Origin of the sequence: Nonomuraea turcica, assembly GCF_030718205.1 — a bacterium.
Taxonomy (GTDB): Bacteria; Actinomycetota; Actinomycetes; order Streptosporangiales; family Streptosporangiaceae; genus Nonomuraea.
In genome coordinates, this window is record NZ_JAUZQF010000033.1 from 15152 (window position 1) to 28538 (window position 13387).

The window sequence follows — 13387 nt, forward strand, 5'->3', positions numbered from 1 at the left end:
CCGGCATTCATCGTTATCACGGCAAGGAGCAAGAAATGAGCGTTGTCCGAGCGGCGGCGGTGATGCTTTTGGGCGCCGCCGGCGCCGCGATGGTGGCCGCGGGCCCGGTGATGGCCGCCCAGGGGAGGAAGGCGCGCGCCGAGATCCAGGGGGAGCTGCGCAGGCAGGCGATCAGCTTCCCCGGCAAGGGACTGCCTGCCGAACTCGCCACCCACGAGGGCAAGCCGGTCCTGACCGGCCCGCAGGCCCGCGCCTTCGCCCAAGTGATCGGGAACAACGTGCTGACGGCGACGGGCGGCCGGACCTACGGCGAGATCAGCGCCGAGCTGCACGCCGCAGGCGGCGACGACGAGAAGCTGGAAGGGCTGCGGCAAACCGCCTTCACCGGCCAGATGCTGCGCGCCTCCCTGCTGAACGCCTACCAGGCCTGGCAGCTCACCACCCTGGTCATCGGCCTCGGCCCACTGCTGACCATCACCGGCGCCGCTCTCCTCGCCACGAGCACCACGCTCGCCCTTGACACGTGACGATGGTCCAGCCCTTCGCCACGCCCGCCGGCGTACGCCGGATCGTCGAGGCCGCGGTCGCCGCGCCCTCCGTGCACAACACCCAGCCGTGGCTGTTCCACCACCTGAGGGACAGCATGACCGTCTACGCTGACCTCCGTCGGCAACTGCACGTCACTGATCCCCTCGGGCGCTGCCTCGGCTTGAGCTGCGGGGCGGCGCTGTTCAACATGAGGCTGGCCATCCGAATGACCGGGTACGAGGCTCGTGTCCTGCCGTTGCCCGCTCCGCGCGGCGCGCCCGATCTCCTCGCCGTCGTGCGCGCCGTCCCAGGGGAGCCGCCGTCACCGAACGAGCAGCGGCTGCATGCCGTGATCCCGCACCGGCGCACCAACCGCTTCCCCTTCGACGGCCGGCTCCTGCCGCACGAGACCGTCGTTGACCTGGTCGTCGCGGCCCGCCACGAGGGCGCCACCCTTGTCATGCTGGACGGCCGGGCGGCACGCACGGTCCTCGACATGGTCGCCGCCGCAGAGCGGGCGCTCTCCCGCGATGAGGCCTACCGCTGCGAGCTGTCCCCCTGGGCGAGAGACGCCCCCGACGCGGAAGGCGTCCCTCGCCGCGCCTTCGGCCCTCGCCCCGACGGCACCGAACTGCCCTTGCGCGACTTCGGGCTCGGGGCGAGCCGGGAGGCGGCAAGGTTCGAAAGAACCCGGCAGATTGCCGCCCTGTTCACCGGTGGGGACAGCCCGCGCGACTGGCTGGTCGCCGGACAGGCGCTGCAGCGGGTGCTGCTCACCGCCACCGCCCACGGGGTGTCGGCGTCATTGTTCAGCCAGCCTCTGGATCTACCAGACAATGGGCGCCGCGGCGAGCCCACGGGGACACTCGGGCATCTGCAGATGCTGCTGCGGCTGGGGTACGGTCCGCCGGTTCCCGCCGTGCCACGCCGCCCCCTCCACGAGGTCTTCAACACCCGGCGGTAAGAGTAGGTGCCTGGTCCCTGTGCTGTGGTCAGCACTACTAGCCGCCCCGACCGCCAGTGGCGGCCGGGGCGGCGGTGACTCTCTGCCAGGATCAGGCTGAGACGCCGATCTGCGCGGTGTAGACCACCCGTCCGTTGTTGCCGCTGAATGAAATGTCACGGGCCGCCTGGACGGCCGGGCCGAATTCTTCGGTCCCGAGGTCGAGATCGTTTTCGCCGCCGCGGCCGCCGTTGCGCTCCCTGAGCCGGACCACGGCCCGCGTACTGAACTCCTTGTGGATGGCGAGCGAGACGGTCTCGTTGTTCCTGGACTTGTTCAGGTGATGCGGGCCGGACACGTGCTCCTCGGACCCGCCGTCGAGGGCGAGGTAGACGTCGATCTCGTCCAGGTTCGTGATGCCATCGCGGGTCTTGAAGCAGTGCAGGTTGGTGATGTCGAGCTGTGCCACAGCGGGCCTCATTTCGGGTAAAGGGGGACCACGATGCCCCCCGCTGTGCTGACAGGGTGAGCGAGCGCGAGGCGCGGCACCCGGTACAACAACCCGGAAAGCGAGTGCTCCTGCGCATTGCGTAGCACTCGCAGTCCTATTAGACCAGCGCTTCCTGCCGCGGGGCACGTCCGCAGGGGCGTATGCCTGGGCCTGGCCGAGGGGCCACGGCTGGGTGAGACGTCCGATACAGGACCAAGGTCCACAGGGTTGGGACTTTCGGCCCGGGTGTGGGTGCGGCGGTCTGCTCCAAGCTGGACGGCGAGCGTCAGCGAGAGGCATCCGGCCAGGGCCGAGAGCCGGTCAGGAATGGTGACGACGCGTTGGTCGCGTGGCGTTCGATCTTTCGTCCAGCAAGGAAACGAGACCATGAGCACCGAGGCACGCATCAAGTCCCGCGAGCTACGCATCGCCCGGGCTGCCGCCGAGCGGCGCAGGCAGAAGCGCACCCGCCTGATCGCCGCCGGCGGCGGCTTGATCATCGTGGGCCTGCTGGTCGCCATCGTGATCAGCTTGATCAACGCGGCGGGTACCGGCAGCTCCCCGGCCGCTCAGGGCGGCAAGGCCCCGGCGATCGCGACGGCGGGCGGGGCGCTGGCCCTGGGCAACGCGGTCGCGCCGGTGAAGCTTGAGGTCTACCTCGACTACATGTGCCCGTACTGCGGGCGCTTCGAGCCGGCCAATAGCGGCGAGCTGGACCGGATGGTGGCCGACGGAACGGTGCGGCTGGAGCTGTACCCGCTGTCGTTCCTGGACAAGGCGTCCAGCGGCGCGAAGTACTCCACGCGGGCGGCCAACGCCGTCGCAACCGTCGCCGACCGGGCACCCGGCAAGGTTCTGGCGCTCAGCGCGGCGCTGTTCGCCAATCAGCCCGAGGAGGGCAGCCGCGGCCTGTCCGACGAGGAGATTGCCACGCTGGCCCGTAATGCCGGGGTCCCGGCGCACGTGGTGAACGCCTTCACCAGCCGCAGCTTCGAGCCGTGGATCGCGACCTCGACGCAGGCCGCTTTCGACACGGGGATCTCGGGCACGCCGACCGTGAAGATCAACGGCAAGGTGTTCGAGGGCGACCTCTACACCGCCGGCCCGCTGACCACAGCAGTGACCGCAGCGAAGGGCCAGCAGTGAGCACGGTCTTGCCTCGCCTGCACGCGCTCCGCCACTCCAACGCCTGGATCTTCGGAACCATGCTGTTCTCGGCGTGCCTGAGCCTGACCGCGTCCTTCGTGCTGTCGATCGACGCGGTGCGCCTGGCGGCCGACCCGGGCGCGGACCTGTCCTGCAACATCAACAGCGTCGTCAGCTGCGGAACGGTCGGCAGCTCCTGGCAGGCGCACCTGTTCGGCTTCCCGAACGCCTTCCTGGGGCTGGTGGCCGAGCCGGTCGTGATCACGATCGCGATGGCCGGCCTGGGCCGGGTGCGGTTCCCGCGCTGGTTCATGTTCGCCGCGCAGGTGGTCTACACGCTCGGCCTGATCTTCGCGTACTGGCTGTTCTCCCAGTCCATGTACGTGATCGGCGCATTGTGCCCGTGGTGCCTGCTGGTAACTGTGTCCACGACGCTGGTGTGGTCGACCCTGACGCACGTGAACGTTCGCGACGGCAACCTGTTCCTGCCCCGGCGAGTACAGACGGCGCTGACCCGGGCTATCGACTCCGACCTGGACGCGATGGCCGTCACGATCTGGATCCTGGTCATGGTCCTGGCCGTCGTGCTCAAGTACGGCTGGACGCTGTTCGGCTAACGTCATTTCACGGTCAGGACGCGCCCGGCCAGGCTCGCCAACCCCCTGCACGCGCAGGGGTCGTACCCGCCTGGCTTGGGGGCGGGTACGGCCCGTCGGCGGTGCTTGTCAGAAGAAGCCGAGCTTCTTCGGCGAGTAGCTCACCAGCAGGTTCTTGGTCTGCTGGTAATGGTCGAGCATGGCGCGGTGGTTCTCGCGGCCGATGCCGGACTCCTTGTAGCCGCCGAAGGCGGCGTGCGCCGGGTAGGCGTGATAGCAGTTGGTCCAAACCCGACCGGCCTTGATCCCGCGGCCGAGCCGATAGGCGGCGTTGATGTCGCGGGTCCACAGGCCGGCTCCGAGCCCGTACCGGGTGTCGTTGGCGATCTTCAGGGCCTCGTCCTCGGAGTCGAACGTGGTCACCGAGACCACCGGGCCGAAGATCTCCTCCTGGAAGATGCGCATGTCGTTGGTGCCGCGGAACACGGTCGGCTGGATGTAGTAGCCACCTTCCAGACCGGGAATCGTACGGGCGCCGCCGCCGGTCAGCAGCTCGGCGCCCTCGTTGCGGCCGATGTCGATGTAGGAGAGGATCTTGTTGTACTGGTCGTTGCTCGCCTGGGCGCCGATCATCGTGGCGGGGTCGAGCGGGTCGCCGCCGACGATGGCCGCGGTGCGGGCAAGGGCCCGGCTGATGAACTCGTCGTAGATGGAGGAGTGGATCAGCGCCCGGGACGGGCACGTGCAGACCTCGCCCTGGTTGAGGGCGAACATCACGAATCCCTCGACGGCCTTGTCCAGGAAGTCGTCGTCCGCCGACTGGATGTCGGGCAGGAAGATGTTGGCGCTCTTGCCGCCGAGTTCCAGGGTGACCGGGATGATGTTCTGGGCGGCGTATTGCATGATTAGCCTGCCGGTGGTGGTCTCTCCGGTGAAGGCCACCTTGGCCACGCGCGGGCTGGCGGCCAGTGGTTTGCCCGCCTCGGGGCCCAGGCCGTTGACGATGTTGAGGACGCCGGGCGGGAGCAGGTCGGCGATCAGCTCCATCACCAGCAGGATGCTGGCCGGGGTCTGCTCGGCCGGCTTGAGGATCACGCAGTTGCCGGCCGCCAGTGCAGGGGCGAGCTTCCAGGCGGCCATCAGGATGGGGAAGTTCCACGGGATGATCTGCGCCACTACGCCGAGTGGCTCGTGGAAGTGGTAGGCGACGGTGTCGTCGTCGAGCTGGCTGACGCCGCCCTCCTGGGCGCGCAGCACGCCGGCGAAGTACCGGAAGTGGTCGACCGCCAGCGGCAGGTCCGCGGCCAAGGTCTCCCGTACCGGCTTGCCGTTCTCCCAGGTCTCGGCGACAGCGAGCCGCACCAGGTCGGCCTCGATGCGGTCGGCGATCTTGTTGAGGATGTTCGCCCGCTCGGCCGGGGAGGTGCGTCCCCATCGGTCGGCGGCGGCGTGCGCCGCGTCCAGGGCCAGCTCGACGTCGGCGGCGGTGGAACGCGGGACCTGGGTGAAGACCTGTCCGTTGATCGGGCTGAGGTCATCGAGGTACTCGCCACCCACCGGGGGTACCCACGCCCCGCCGATGAAGTTCTCGTACTGCTTGGCGTAGGTGACGATGCTGCCCTCGGAGCCTGGGGGTGCGTATGCCATGGTGTCGTCTCTCCTTCACACGGTGCTAACAAAGCCCACGGTGAAGAGGTGAGGTTGGCGAAAGGTTGGCGGGAGGATCGCCGCTCAGTCGCCCAGGGCGCTTCGGGAGCGGGCCAGCGCTACCCCGCGGCGCGCATCGCCGGCGGGCAGCAGGGCCAGGGCTCGCTCATGGACCTCCAGGTCGTACGGGTGCGACTCGCCGTACCTGAGCACCGGCTCCGGCCGCCTGGACCGGAGCGCCGCCTCGCGCACCGCGACCTCGATGTGCTCCCGCCACATCCGGATGCCGGGCGCGTCGGACGACGGCAGCAGTGGGCCGCTGTAGACGTCGACGGCCTGCTCGCCCCGCCCGGACGCCAGCAGCGCGAGGACCTCTGCCGCATCGCACGCGATCGGCTCGGTGAGCTCGTACCGCCTGGTCGACAGCGCCCCGAGCAGCGCGCTCCTGAGATGGGACACCTCCGCCTTCAGCGTGGCCGCAGTGACATGCCGCTCGCCGTAGAGCCCATCGCGCAACCGCTCGGGGGACATCGCGTGCCCGTCAAGCGTCAGCAGAGTGAGGATCTCCAACTGGCGGGGCCGCAGCCGTACCGGGGCGCCGTCGCGCAGCAACTGCGCGTCCCCCAGGCAGCGCAGGAACAGACCCGGCCGGCCAGGCCTCAGACGCTCGGCGAGCCGCTGCTCGATGCCGGTGACCAGATTGGTCAGCGCGGGCATGGCTAGAGGATGGGACCGGTCCCAGGTGCTGGACAGGTCCAAGACGCCCAGCACCCGCCCGTCCGGCGCCTTGATCGGGGCGCAGTAGCAGACCCAGCCGTGCAGGGCCTGCACCAGGTGCTCGGCCGAGAACACGGTGGCCGGCTGCCCGTGCCGCAGCGCCAGGGACAGCGCGTTGGTGCCCATCGCCGGCTCGTCCCAGCATCCGCCGGGCGCGAAGTTCACCGTCTCGGCGCGGCGGCGCATGACCCGTCCGCCACACGTCCACAGGATCGTGCCAGACTCGTCGGTGATCGCGGCGATGAACCCGCCGTCCTCGGCGATCGTCCGCAACTCATCCGAGATGGCCCGTACAGGCTCGCGCAGTGGCGAACAGGACCACCGGTCGTCGGCGGCGGCGTCGACGGGTGCGCAGTCGCGTTCGGGAGGCACCCACCGGATCGACCGCCGCCACGACGCGATGATCTCCTCGCGCAGGCTAACCTGCTTGTTCGCCCGATCGCCCGCGACCCACCCCGCCCAGTGGCGATGCAGCCGGTCACGGCGCTCACGCAGCGTGCCGTGCCGATCCATGCCCAATCCTCGAATACGTGCTCATGGGCCGCGCTCCCTTGAGCCCTTCGGCTGATGTCGTTCCAGCATGAGGGACGCGCCCTTCTCGCGCCAGGGACGAAAGTCCCCGGCCCGTGACGGCCCAGCCGGATTGACGACTAAAGACTAAATTGTCCCGACCTGGCGGCCCTGCGGCGGGCGGACCCGCCTGATGTGCCACCTGAACCAACATCTGGGGGGCTGCTTGCCTGATCTGGATGGTCAGGTGGGCTGCTGAATGCGCCGACCGGTGGCCTCAACCGTCGTGATGACGATGAAGTGGTCGCGGCCGCGTGCCCACGGCGTCAGCCGCAATTCTTCCAGCCGGGCGATCTCCGCAGGGTCGTCGGCGACACGGGCATACCCGACGATGGTGACCGACCAGCCGTTACGCTCTCCCGGGTCGAAGTCGTCGACCTCGAAGGCCACGACCGCACGGCGGGTGGCGGCGGCCAGCTTGGAACCGGCCGCTGCGCGGATGACGATGTCCTCCCCGTCCATGCAGAAGTTGACCGGCTGCACGGCCGGCAGGGCGCGGTCGGTGAAGACGATTCGCCCGATCGGGCGTGAGGGCAGCAGGCGCATGCACTCCTCGTGGCTCAGCACCTGCAGGCCGGCCGAGTCGAGTTTCATATCGCCGGCCTGCCAGCGCCCCTGTCTGACAGGTTAGGGACGAAAGTCCCGGGACGGCCGCCGATCGCCCTTGGTCGCGGTGACCGTAGACCGTCCGACAAGCCGTCTTGCTGATCGCTTGGGGTCGCTTTGCAAGACCATCGACCCCAAGGATCTAGATGGCGATGAGCCCTTGGTCGCGGAACTGGGCGCGGACGCGATCCAGGAGCGCGTCGTCGGGCGGCGCCACGTCGGCCAGCGGGAAGCGCACGCCGAGGCGCTGGTACTTCGCGGTGGCCATGCGGTGGAACGGCAGGACGTCGACCCGTTCGACGTTGCCGAGACCGGCGACGAATCGGGCCAGCCGGTCCACGTTCTCGATGGCGTCCGTGAGCCCGGGGACCAGCACGAACCGCACCCACGTGGGCCTGCCGAGCTCGGCGAGCCGCCGCGCGAAGCGCAGGGTCGGCTGCACGGGGCCGCCGGTGACCCGGCGGTAAGTGGCCGGGTCGTACGACTTGATGTCGAGCAGCACCAGGTCGGTGTCGGCCAGCATGGCGTCGGTGGCTCGGGCGCCGAGGAGTCCAGAGGTGTCCAGGGCGGTGTGCAGGCCGCTGTTGTGACAGCGGCGCAGCAACTCGGCGGTGAAGCGGGGCTGGAGCAGTGGCTCGCCGCCGCTGATTGTCACCCCGCCGCCGGAGACGGCGATGAAGCGCCGGTACGTGTCGATCTCGGCCATCACCTCGTCGGCGGTGACCTGGCGGCCGTCGCGCATGCGCCAGGTTTCCGGGTTCTGGCAGTACTGGCAGCGCAGCGGGCACCCGCACGTGAAGACCACGAAGCGGGTGCCGGGGCCGTCCACCCCGATCGACAGGTCCCAGGAGCTGATGACGCCGTTCATGGTCGTTCAATCACAGGGAGCCGTGGAAGGTGCGGTTGATGACGTCACGCTGCTGGTCAGGGGTGAGGCGGACGAAGTTGACGGCGTAGCCGGAGACGCGGATGGTCAGCTGCGGGTAGCGCTCGGGGTGTTCCACGGCGTCCAGGAGCACGGCGCGGGTGAGCACGTTGACGTTCATGTGGAAGCCGCCGGCGTCGAAGTAGCCGTCGAGCACTCCGACCAGGTTGGCGATGCGTTCCTCCGGTGTGCGGCCGAGGCCGTCGGGGGTGACCGTGTTGGTCAGGGAGATGCCGTCGAGGGCCTGGTCGTAGGGCAGTTTGGCGACCGACAGCGCGGAGGCGATCACGCCGTGGCGGTCGCGGCCGTTCATCGGGTTGGCGCCGGGGGCGAACGGCTCTCCGGCGCGGCGGCCGTCGGGGGTGTTGCCGGTGTGCTTGCCGTACACGACGTTGGAGGTGATCGTGAGCACGGACTGGGTGTGCTCGGCCTCGCGGTAGGCGGGGTGGCGGCGGATCTTGTCCATGAACGAGCGGACCAGGTCGACGGCGATGGCGTCAGCGCGATCGTCGTTGTTGCCATACGTCGGGTAGTCGCCTTCGACCTGATAGTCCACGGCGAGGCCGGTGGCGTCGCGGATCACCTTGACGCGGGCGTACTCGATGGCCGACAGGCTGTCGGCGACGACCGACAGGCCGGCGATGCCGCAGGCCAGGGTGCGCTTGACCGGGTAGTCGTGCAGGGCCATCTCGAGGCGCTCGTAGGCGTACTTGTCGTGCATGTAGTGGATGATGTTGAGCGCGTTGACGTAGGTCCGCGCGAGCCAGTCCATCATCCGGTCCAGTGCTTTTGCGACCTCCTCGTAGTCGAGAACATCCCCGGTCAGTGGCGGGAACGCCGGGCCGACCTGGGCGCCGGTGATCTCGTCGCGGCCGCCGTTGATCGCGTACAGCAGCGTTTTGGCGAGGTTGACGCGGGCGCCGAAGAACTGCATCTGCTTGCCGACCGGGGCGGCCGAGACGCAGCAGGCGATGGCGGTGTCGTCGCCCATGCGGGGGCGCATCAGCTCGTCGCTCTCGTACTGGATGGCGCTGGTCTCGATCGACAGCGCGGCGCAGAAGCGCTTGAACGGCTCGGGGAGCCGCGGGGACCAGAAGACGGTGAGGTTCGGCTCCGGCGCCGGGCCGAGGTTGCGCAGCGTCTGCAGGTAGCGGTAGCTGGTGCGGGTGACGAGGGCGCGGCCGTCGTCGCCGATGCCGCCGATCGACTCGGTCACCCAGGTGGGGTCGCCGGAGAAGAGCTGGTCGTATTCGGGGGTGCGCAGGAAGCGGACGATGCGCAGCTTGATGACGAAGTCGTCGATGAGCTCCTGCGCCTGCTCCTCGGTGATGCGGCCCTCGGCGAGGTCGCGTTCCAGGTAGATGTCCACGAAGGTGGAGGTGCGGCCGAGCGACATGGCGGCGCCGTTCTGCTCCTTGATCGCTGCCAGGTAGGCGAAGTACAGCCACTGGATGGCCTCGCGGGCGGTGGCGGCGGGGCGGGAGATGTCGTGGCCGTAGGAGGCGGCCATCTCCTTCAGCTCGCCCAGCGCGCGGATCTGCTCGGCCAGCTCCTCCCGGTCGCGGATCACCGCGTCGGAGGCGAAGGCGGGGTCGAGGGAGCGCTGCTCGGCGTGCTTGGCGTCGATCAGCCGGTCCACGCCGTACAGGGCGACACGGCGGTAGTCGCCGATGATCCGGCCGCGGCCGTAGGCGTCGGGCAGGCCGGTGATGATGCCGGAGCGGCGGGCGGCCTGGATCTCCGGCGTGTAGGCGTCGAAGACGCCGTCGTTGTGGGTCTTGCGATACTTCGTGAAGATCTCCTTCACCCCGGGGTCGAGCTTGTATCCGTAGGCGGCCAGGCCGTTCTCCACCAGGCGCAGCCCGCCGGCGGGCATGATGGCCCGCTTCAACGGCGCGTCGGTCTGCAGCCCGACGATCAGCTCGCGGTCGCGGTCGATGTAGCCCGGGCCGTGCGAGGTGATCGACGACGGCGTCGACGTGTCCACATCGTAGATCCCGCGCCGCCGCTCCTCCAGGAACAGCTCCGTTACGCGGCTCCACACCATCCGGGTGCGGTCAGTGGCCGACGTCAGGAAGCCATCGTCGCCCTCGTACGGTCTGTAGTTGGCCTGGATGAAGGCGCGCACGTCCACGGTCGACTGCCAGGCCGTGCCGTGGAAGCCGCGCCATGCTCCGAGTTCGAACGTCGTAGCTGTCATTGGTTCCCCTTATGCCGCGGTTGTTCGCTTTCACTCTTGTTCAAGGGGGGCGCCGTCACATCGGTCCAAGGACATCAGCAGGAGGGACGAAGGTCCCCGAAGATCGATACCTTTCGGCTTTGTGCCCCCGCTGGGTGAATTCAGGACCAACGCCGACCTGAACCGGGACTTTGGCCTCGGGTCCGGGCGAACCCACTTCGCGACGGTGGAGGTGGCAGGTCCGACTTGGCCGAGGGTTCGGCTTATCCGGGCCTGTACCCGAGGCCCTGATAGGAGGCGCGCGATGCATGCGCTGGTCGTGTACGAATCCATGTACGGCAACACCAAGCAGATCGCCGAGGCGGTGGCCGAAGGGCTGGCCGCCCGGATGCCGGCCGAAGTGGTGGAGGTCGGCTCCGCACCCGCCGCCGTGGGGGAGGACGTGCGACTGCTCGTGGTCGGAGGGCCCACGCACGCCTTCTCCATGAGCCGGGCCTCCACCCGGAAGTCCGCCGCTGAGCAAGCTGAAGGACCACTGGTCTCCAGCGGGGACGGCGTCCGGGAATGGCTGGCGACGCTCCGCACCTCCTCCGCAGGGCTCGGCTCGGCCGCGTTCGACACCCGCATCGTCAAGCCGCGCATGCCCGGCTCGGCCGCTCGCGCCGTCGCCAAGCGGCTGCGCCGCCTGGGCATCCGGGCGGTGGCGCCGGCGCAGAGCTTCTACGTCACCGGCACGCAAGGGCCGCTGGCGGAGGGGGAACGGGAGCGGGCCAGGCAGTGGGGAGAGAGCCTTGCCTCGTCATTCCCGGTCCCGGCCACCTGACATACCCACGAGCCGGTAGTTGGTGGCCGGCACGATCAGCCCGCCGCCGGCGCGGGCAGCGGCGGGCGGCGTCCTGCGGAAGGCATCATCGGCGCGTTGTTTAGCCTGTGCGCGCTGTCACACGCTGACGGTATCGGCCGGTGGGGCGCTGATCGCGTGGCCACCGCCCCATTCATGGAAGCGGATGTCGACTGCCATGGACAGATCGTGCACAACCTCGGGTACGACGGGCATCATGAGGCCTGACGACTGGACACGGCGTGGCAGCCCGTCGGAGCCGATCCACATCGACCATGGGTTCTCCTGGCCGGGAAGCAAAGCCTCAGGATGGTATTGATGGGAATGCCTATGTTCGACATCAGAGGGACCGACGTCCCTGGGAAGAGGGACCTTCGACCCTGACCGTGGCGGCCTCCAGGTGATGAACTGACTGTAAGGACCCATGGAGGTGAGAGCCATGGCCACTGGTTCGGTCAAGCATGCGCTGGACGCTGCGGTGGATGCCGCGCGCTGGGCGCCTTCCGTGCACAACACGCAGCCCTGGATCTTCACGGTGTCGGAGCAGGAGATCAGCCTGCGGGCCGACCCGGACAGGAAACTGCGCGTCGAGGATGTCTCAGGGCGGGAGCTGCTGATCAGTTGCGGCGCGGCCCTGTTCACCATGCGTATGGCGATGAGCTGCGAGGGCTTCGAGCCGGTCGTGCGCGTCCTGCCGGATCCGGACCGCCCGTCGTTGCTCGCCACGCTCCGGCCGGGTGCCGAGGTGCAGGCCGACGAATCCATCCAGGCTCTGGGTGGCGAGATCGAGCGCCGCCGCACGCACCGGGCGGGCTTCGCCGACGTGCCGGTGCCGGACAGGCTTGTCGAGAGGCTGGTCCTGGCGGCCGCGGATGAGGGTGCCAAGCTGACGCCTGTCCGCTCTGCCGAAGCGATCAGCGTGATCGCTGCGCTCACCCAGGCCGCGCAGGGCGTGCAGGCTCAGGACCAGCGCTTCAGTCTCGAGGTGATCCGCTGGGCCAGGCCGCCGGGCAGTAGCCGCACGGACGGGGTGCCCGCGGAGGGCTATCCGCGTGAGGCGGCGCGTACCGAGCCGCACTTCGCGCAGCGTGATTACGCCTGGGGGCATGAGTGGGGGAGCCAGACGGACCAGGGAGCCGCAGCGGCGACCGGGGTCGTGGCGGTGCTCACCACGCGAGGCGACGGCCGCCAGGACTGGATCGACGCCGGTCAGGCGCTGCAACACGTCTTGCTGCACGCCTCGGCGTACGGGGTCAGCGCCGCCTTCCATACCCAGGCGCTCGAGATGGAGCTGCTGCGCGAGTTCATGAGGCAGGAGCTCTGCTCGGGCGAATACCCGCAGATGATCACGCGTTTGGGCATCACCTTCGACGCCAAGGGCTCGATACGCCGCCCGCTGTCCGAGATCATCTGGTGAGGACCCAGGCCTGCCGGTCGGCGACGGCCATCCGCGGCCGTTGACGGCCCACGGGGCCTGATCAGCGAGTAGCCGGGTCCGACGTCGATGGCCGCCTGCATGTCAGGTGTCTTTCGTGAAGTGGAGGCGGCATCCCTCATCCGGCGTCCCGACTGGCCGGGTGGCGGATAGACGGGGCTTCGAGTTCAGCGGGTCTGCCGTTCGGCGGCGGCCGACAGCGCGGCGCGCAGCGCCTCTTCGAGGGTGGCGTGCACGGGCAGGTGGTCGGCCAGCCCGGTGATCTGCAGGAGCCGGGCGGGCATCGCCGCGGGTGCGGCTAAGAGGACCGCACCGCCTGTGCGCACGCTGAGGGCGTGGGCCTGGACCAGGACGCGAAGTCCGCGGCTGTCGATGAAGCGCGCCTGAGACAGATCGAAGACCAGCTGGTCGGGCGGGCGTCGGCGGTGCTGCTGGATGTAGGCCTCCAGCCGGTGGCAGTTGTGGGCGTCCAGCTCCCCGTCGACGGCGATGACGGTCACGCCGGGCAGGTGCTGGTGCGAGAGCAGCAGCGGCATGTTCACCTCAGCTCTCTCCCGCATCGCGTTCGCTCCTGAACCGTTGGCAATGGTTGCGGTGCGGTCAGGACGTGATGCGGGTCACAGGCCACCTTCCCATAACGGTATCGTAGTTGCGAAGATGCGTAATTGCTCTCGAGCGTGGGTTCGCGGACTGTGTCGCGCGGG

The 13387-nt window shown here is 69.1% G+C and carries 13 protein-coding genes; 6 read left to right on the top strand and 7 right to left on the bottom strand.

Annotated features, from left to right (window positions below; translation table 11 throughout):
- Positions 1 to 35 precede the first annotated feature (35 nt).
- Together Q9G87_RS51615 and Q9G87_RS51620 are read left to right on the top strand one after the other, a co-directional pair.
- Entirely contained in the window at positions 36 to 527 is a 492-nt protein-coding gene (locus Q9G87_RS51615; RefSeq protein WP_305924051.1) for a hypothetical protein, read from the top strand.
- A 2-nt stretch (positions 528 to 529) separates the two neighbouring features.
- Positions 530 to 1492, top strand: coding sequence for an Acg family FMN-binding oxidoreductase (locus Q9G87_RS51620; protein ID WP_305924137.1), 963 nt, complete (start codon positions 530 to 532; stop codon positions 1490 to 1492).
- Between the two features lie 91 nt (positions 1493 to 1583).
- Here Q9G87_RS51620 and Q9G87_RS51625 read toward each other — a convergent pair whose 3' ends face one another.
- The gene (locus Q9G87_RS51625; RefSeq protein WP_305924052.1) at positions 1584 to 1940 is read right to left on the bottom strand and encodes a hypothetical protein; all 357 of its coding nucleotides are present in this window, start codon (positions 1938 to 1940) and stop codon (positions 1584 to 1586) included.
- Between the two features lie 408 nt (positions 1941 to 2348).
- Here Q9G87_RS51625 and Q9G87_RS51630 point away from each other — a divergent pair, with 408 nt between their 5' ends.
- A complete protein-coding gene (locus Q9G87_RS51630) occupies positions 2349 to 3107 on the top strand; it encodes a DsbA family protein (protein ID WP_305924053.1) in 759 nt (252 codons plus the stop codon).
- Positions 3104 to 3724 (top strand): vitamin K epoxide reductase family protein, encoded by a 621-nt coding sequence (locus tag Q9G87_RS51635; protein ID WP_305924054.1) that lies wholly within the window; start codon positions 3104 to 3106, stop codon positions 3722 to 3724. Before Q9G87_RS51630 ends, Q9G87_RS51635 begins: the two co-directional genes overlap by 4 nt.
- A gap of 108 nt (positions 3725 to 3832) precedes the next feature.
- Here Q9G87_RS51635 and exaC read toward each other — a convergent pair whose 3' ends face one another.
- The 5 genes from exaC to pflB form a co-directional block, all read right to left on the bottom strand.
- The gene (gene exaC, locus Q9G87_RS51640; protein WP_305924055.1) at positions 3833 to 5350 is read right to left on the bottom strand and encodes an acetaldehyde dehydrogenase ExaC; all 1518 of its coding nucleotides are present in this window, start codon (positions 5348 to 5350) and stop codon (positions 3833 to 3835) included.
- 84 nt (positions 5351 to 5434) lie between these two features.
- On the bottom strand, positions 5435 to 6640 hold the full coding sequence (locus tag Q9G87_RS51645) for a GAF domain-containing protein (RefSeq protein WP_305924056.1): 1206 nt from the start codon (positions 6638 to 6640) through the stop codon (positions 5435 to 5437).
- A 240-nt stretch (positions 6641 to 6880) separates the two neighbouring features.
- The gene (locus tag Q9G87_RS51650) at positions 6881 to 7291 is read right to left on the bottom strand and encodes a pyridoxamine 5'-phosphate oxidase family protein (RefSeq protein ID WP_305924057.1); all 411 of its coding nucleotides are present in this window, start codon (positions 7289 to 7291) and stop codon (positions 6881 to 6883) included.
- A 154-nt stretch (positions 7292 to 7445) separates the two neighbouring features.
- The gene (gene pflA / locus Q9G87_RS51655) at positions 7446 to 8171 is read right to left on the bottom strand and encodes a pyruvate formate-lyase-activating protein (RefSeq protein WP_305924058.1); all 726 of its coding nucleotides are present in this window, start codon (positions 8169 to 8171) and stop codon (positions 7446 to 7448) included.
- Positions 8172 to 8181: 10 nt separating this feature from the next.
- Complete coding sequence (pflB, locus tag Q9G87_RS51660) at positions 8182 to 10428, bottom strand: formate C-acetyltransferase (RefSeq protein ID WP_305924059.1); 2247 nt, start codon at positions 10426 to 10428, stop codon at positions 8182 to 8184.
- Positions 10429 to 10711: 283 nt separating this feature from the next.
- Here pflB and Q9G87_RS51665 point away from each other — a divergent pair, with 283 nt between their 5' ends.
- Both Q9G87_RS51665 and Q9G87_RS51670 read left to right on the top strand, forming a co-directional pair.
- The gene (locus Q9G87_RS51665; RefSeq protein ID WP_305924060.1) at positions 10712 to 11230 is read left to right on the top strand and encodes a flavodoxin family protein; all 519 of its coding nucleotides are present in this window, start codon (positions 10712 to 10714) and stop codon (positions 11228 to 11230) included.
- Positions 11231 to 11687: 457 nt separating this feature from the next.
- Positions 11688 to 12665 (top strand): Acg family FMN-binding oxidoreductase, encoded by a 978-nt coding sequence (locus tag Q9G87_RS51670; protein WP_305924061.1) that lies wholly within the window; start codon positions 11688 to 11690, stop codon positions 12663 to 12665.
- Positions 12666 to 12850: 185 nt separating this feature from the next.
- On the opposite strand, the gene Q9G87_RS51675 is transcribed toward Q9G87_RS51670, so the two are convergent.
- Complete coding sequence (locus tag Q9G87_RS51675) at positions 12851 to 13243, bottom strand: STAS domain-containing protein (RefSeq protein WP_305924062.1); 393 nt, start codon at positions 13241 to 13243, stop codon at positions 12851 to 12853.
- Between the last annotated feature and the right edge of the window lie 144 nt (positions 13244 to 13387).

What these genes read in the sequence shown, in the direction of transcription:
- Q9G87_RS51615 (WP_305924051.1), top strand. Translation starts at nt 36, where the DNA reads ATGAGCGTTGTCCGAGCGGCGGCGGTGATGCTTTTGGGCGCCGCCGGC.
- Q9G87_RS51620 (WP_305924137.1), top strand. Translation starts at nt 530, where the DNA reads ATGGTCCAGCCCTTCGCCACGCCCGCCGGCGTACGCCGGATCGTCGAG.
- Q9G87_RS51630 (WP_305924053.1), top strand. Translation starts at nt 2,349, where the DNA reads ATGAGCACCGAGGCACGCATCAAGTCCCGCGAGCTACGCATCGCCCGG.
- exaC (WP_305924055.1), bottom strand. Translation starts at nt 5,350, where the DNA reads ATGGCATACGCACCCCCAGGCTCCGAGGGCAGCATCGTCACCTACGCC.
- Q9G87_RS51645 (WP_305924056.1), bottom strand. Translation starts at nt 6,640, where the DNA reads ATGGATCGGCACGGCACGCTGCGTGAGCGCCGTGACCGGCTGCATCGC.
- Q9G87_RS51650 (WP_305924057.1), bottom strand. Translation starts at nt 7,291, where the DNA reads ATGAAACTCGACTCGGCCGGCCTGCAGGTGCTGAGCCACGAGGAGTGC.
- pflA (WP_305924058.1), bottom strand. Translation starts at nt 8,171, where the DNA reads ATGAACGGCGTCATCAGCTCCTGGGACCTGTCGATCGGGGTGGACGGC.
- pflB (WP_305924059.1), bottom strand. Translation starts at nt 10,428, where the DNA reads ATGACAGCTACGACGTTCGAACTCGGAGCATGGCGCGGCTTCCACGGC.
- Q9G87_RS51665 (WP_305924060.1), top strand. Translation starts at nt 10,712, where the DNA reads ATGCATGCGCTGGTCGTGTACGAATCCATGTACGGCAACACCAAGCAG.
- Q9G87_RS51670 (WP_305924061.1), top strand. Translation starts at nt 11,688, where the DNA reads ATGGCCACTGGTTCGGTCAAGCATGCGCTGGACGCTGCGGTGGATGCC.
- Q9G87_RS51675 (WP_305924062.1), bottom strand. Translation starts at nt 13,243, where the DNA reads ATGCGGGAGAGAGCTGAGGTGAACATGCCGCTGCTGCTCTCGCACCAG.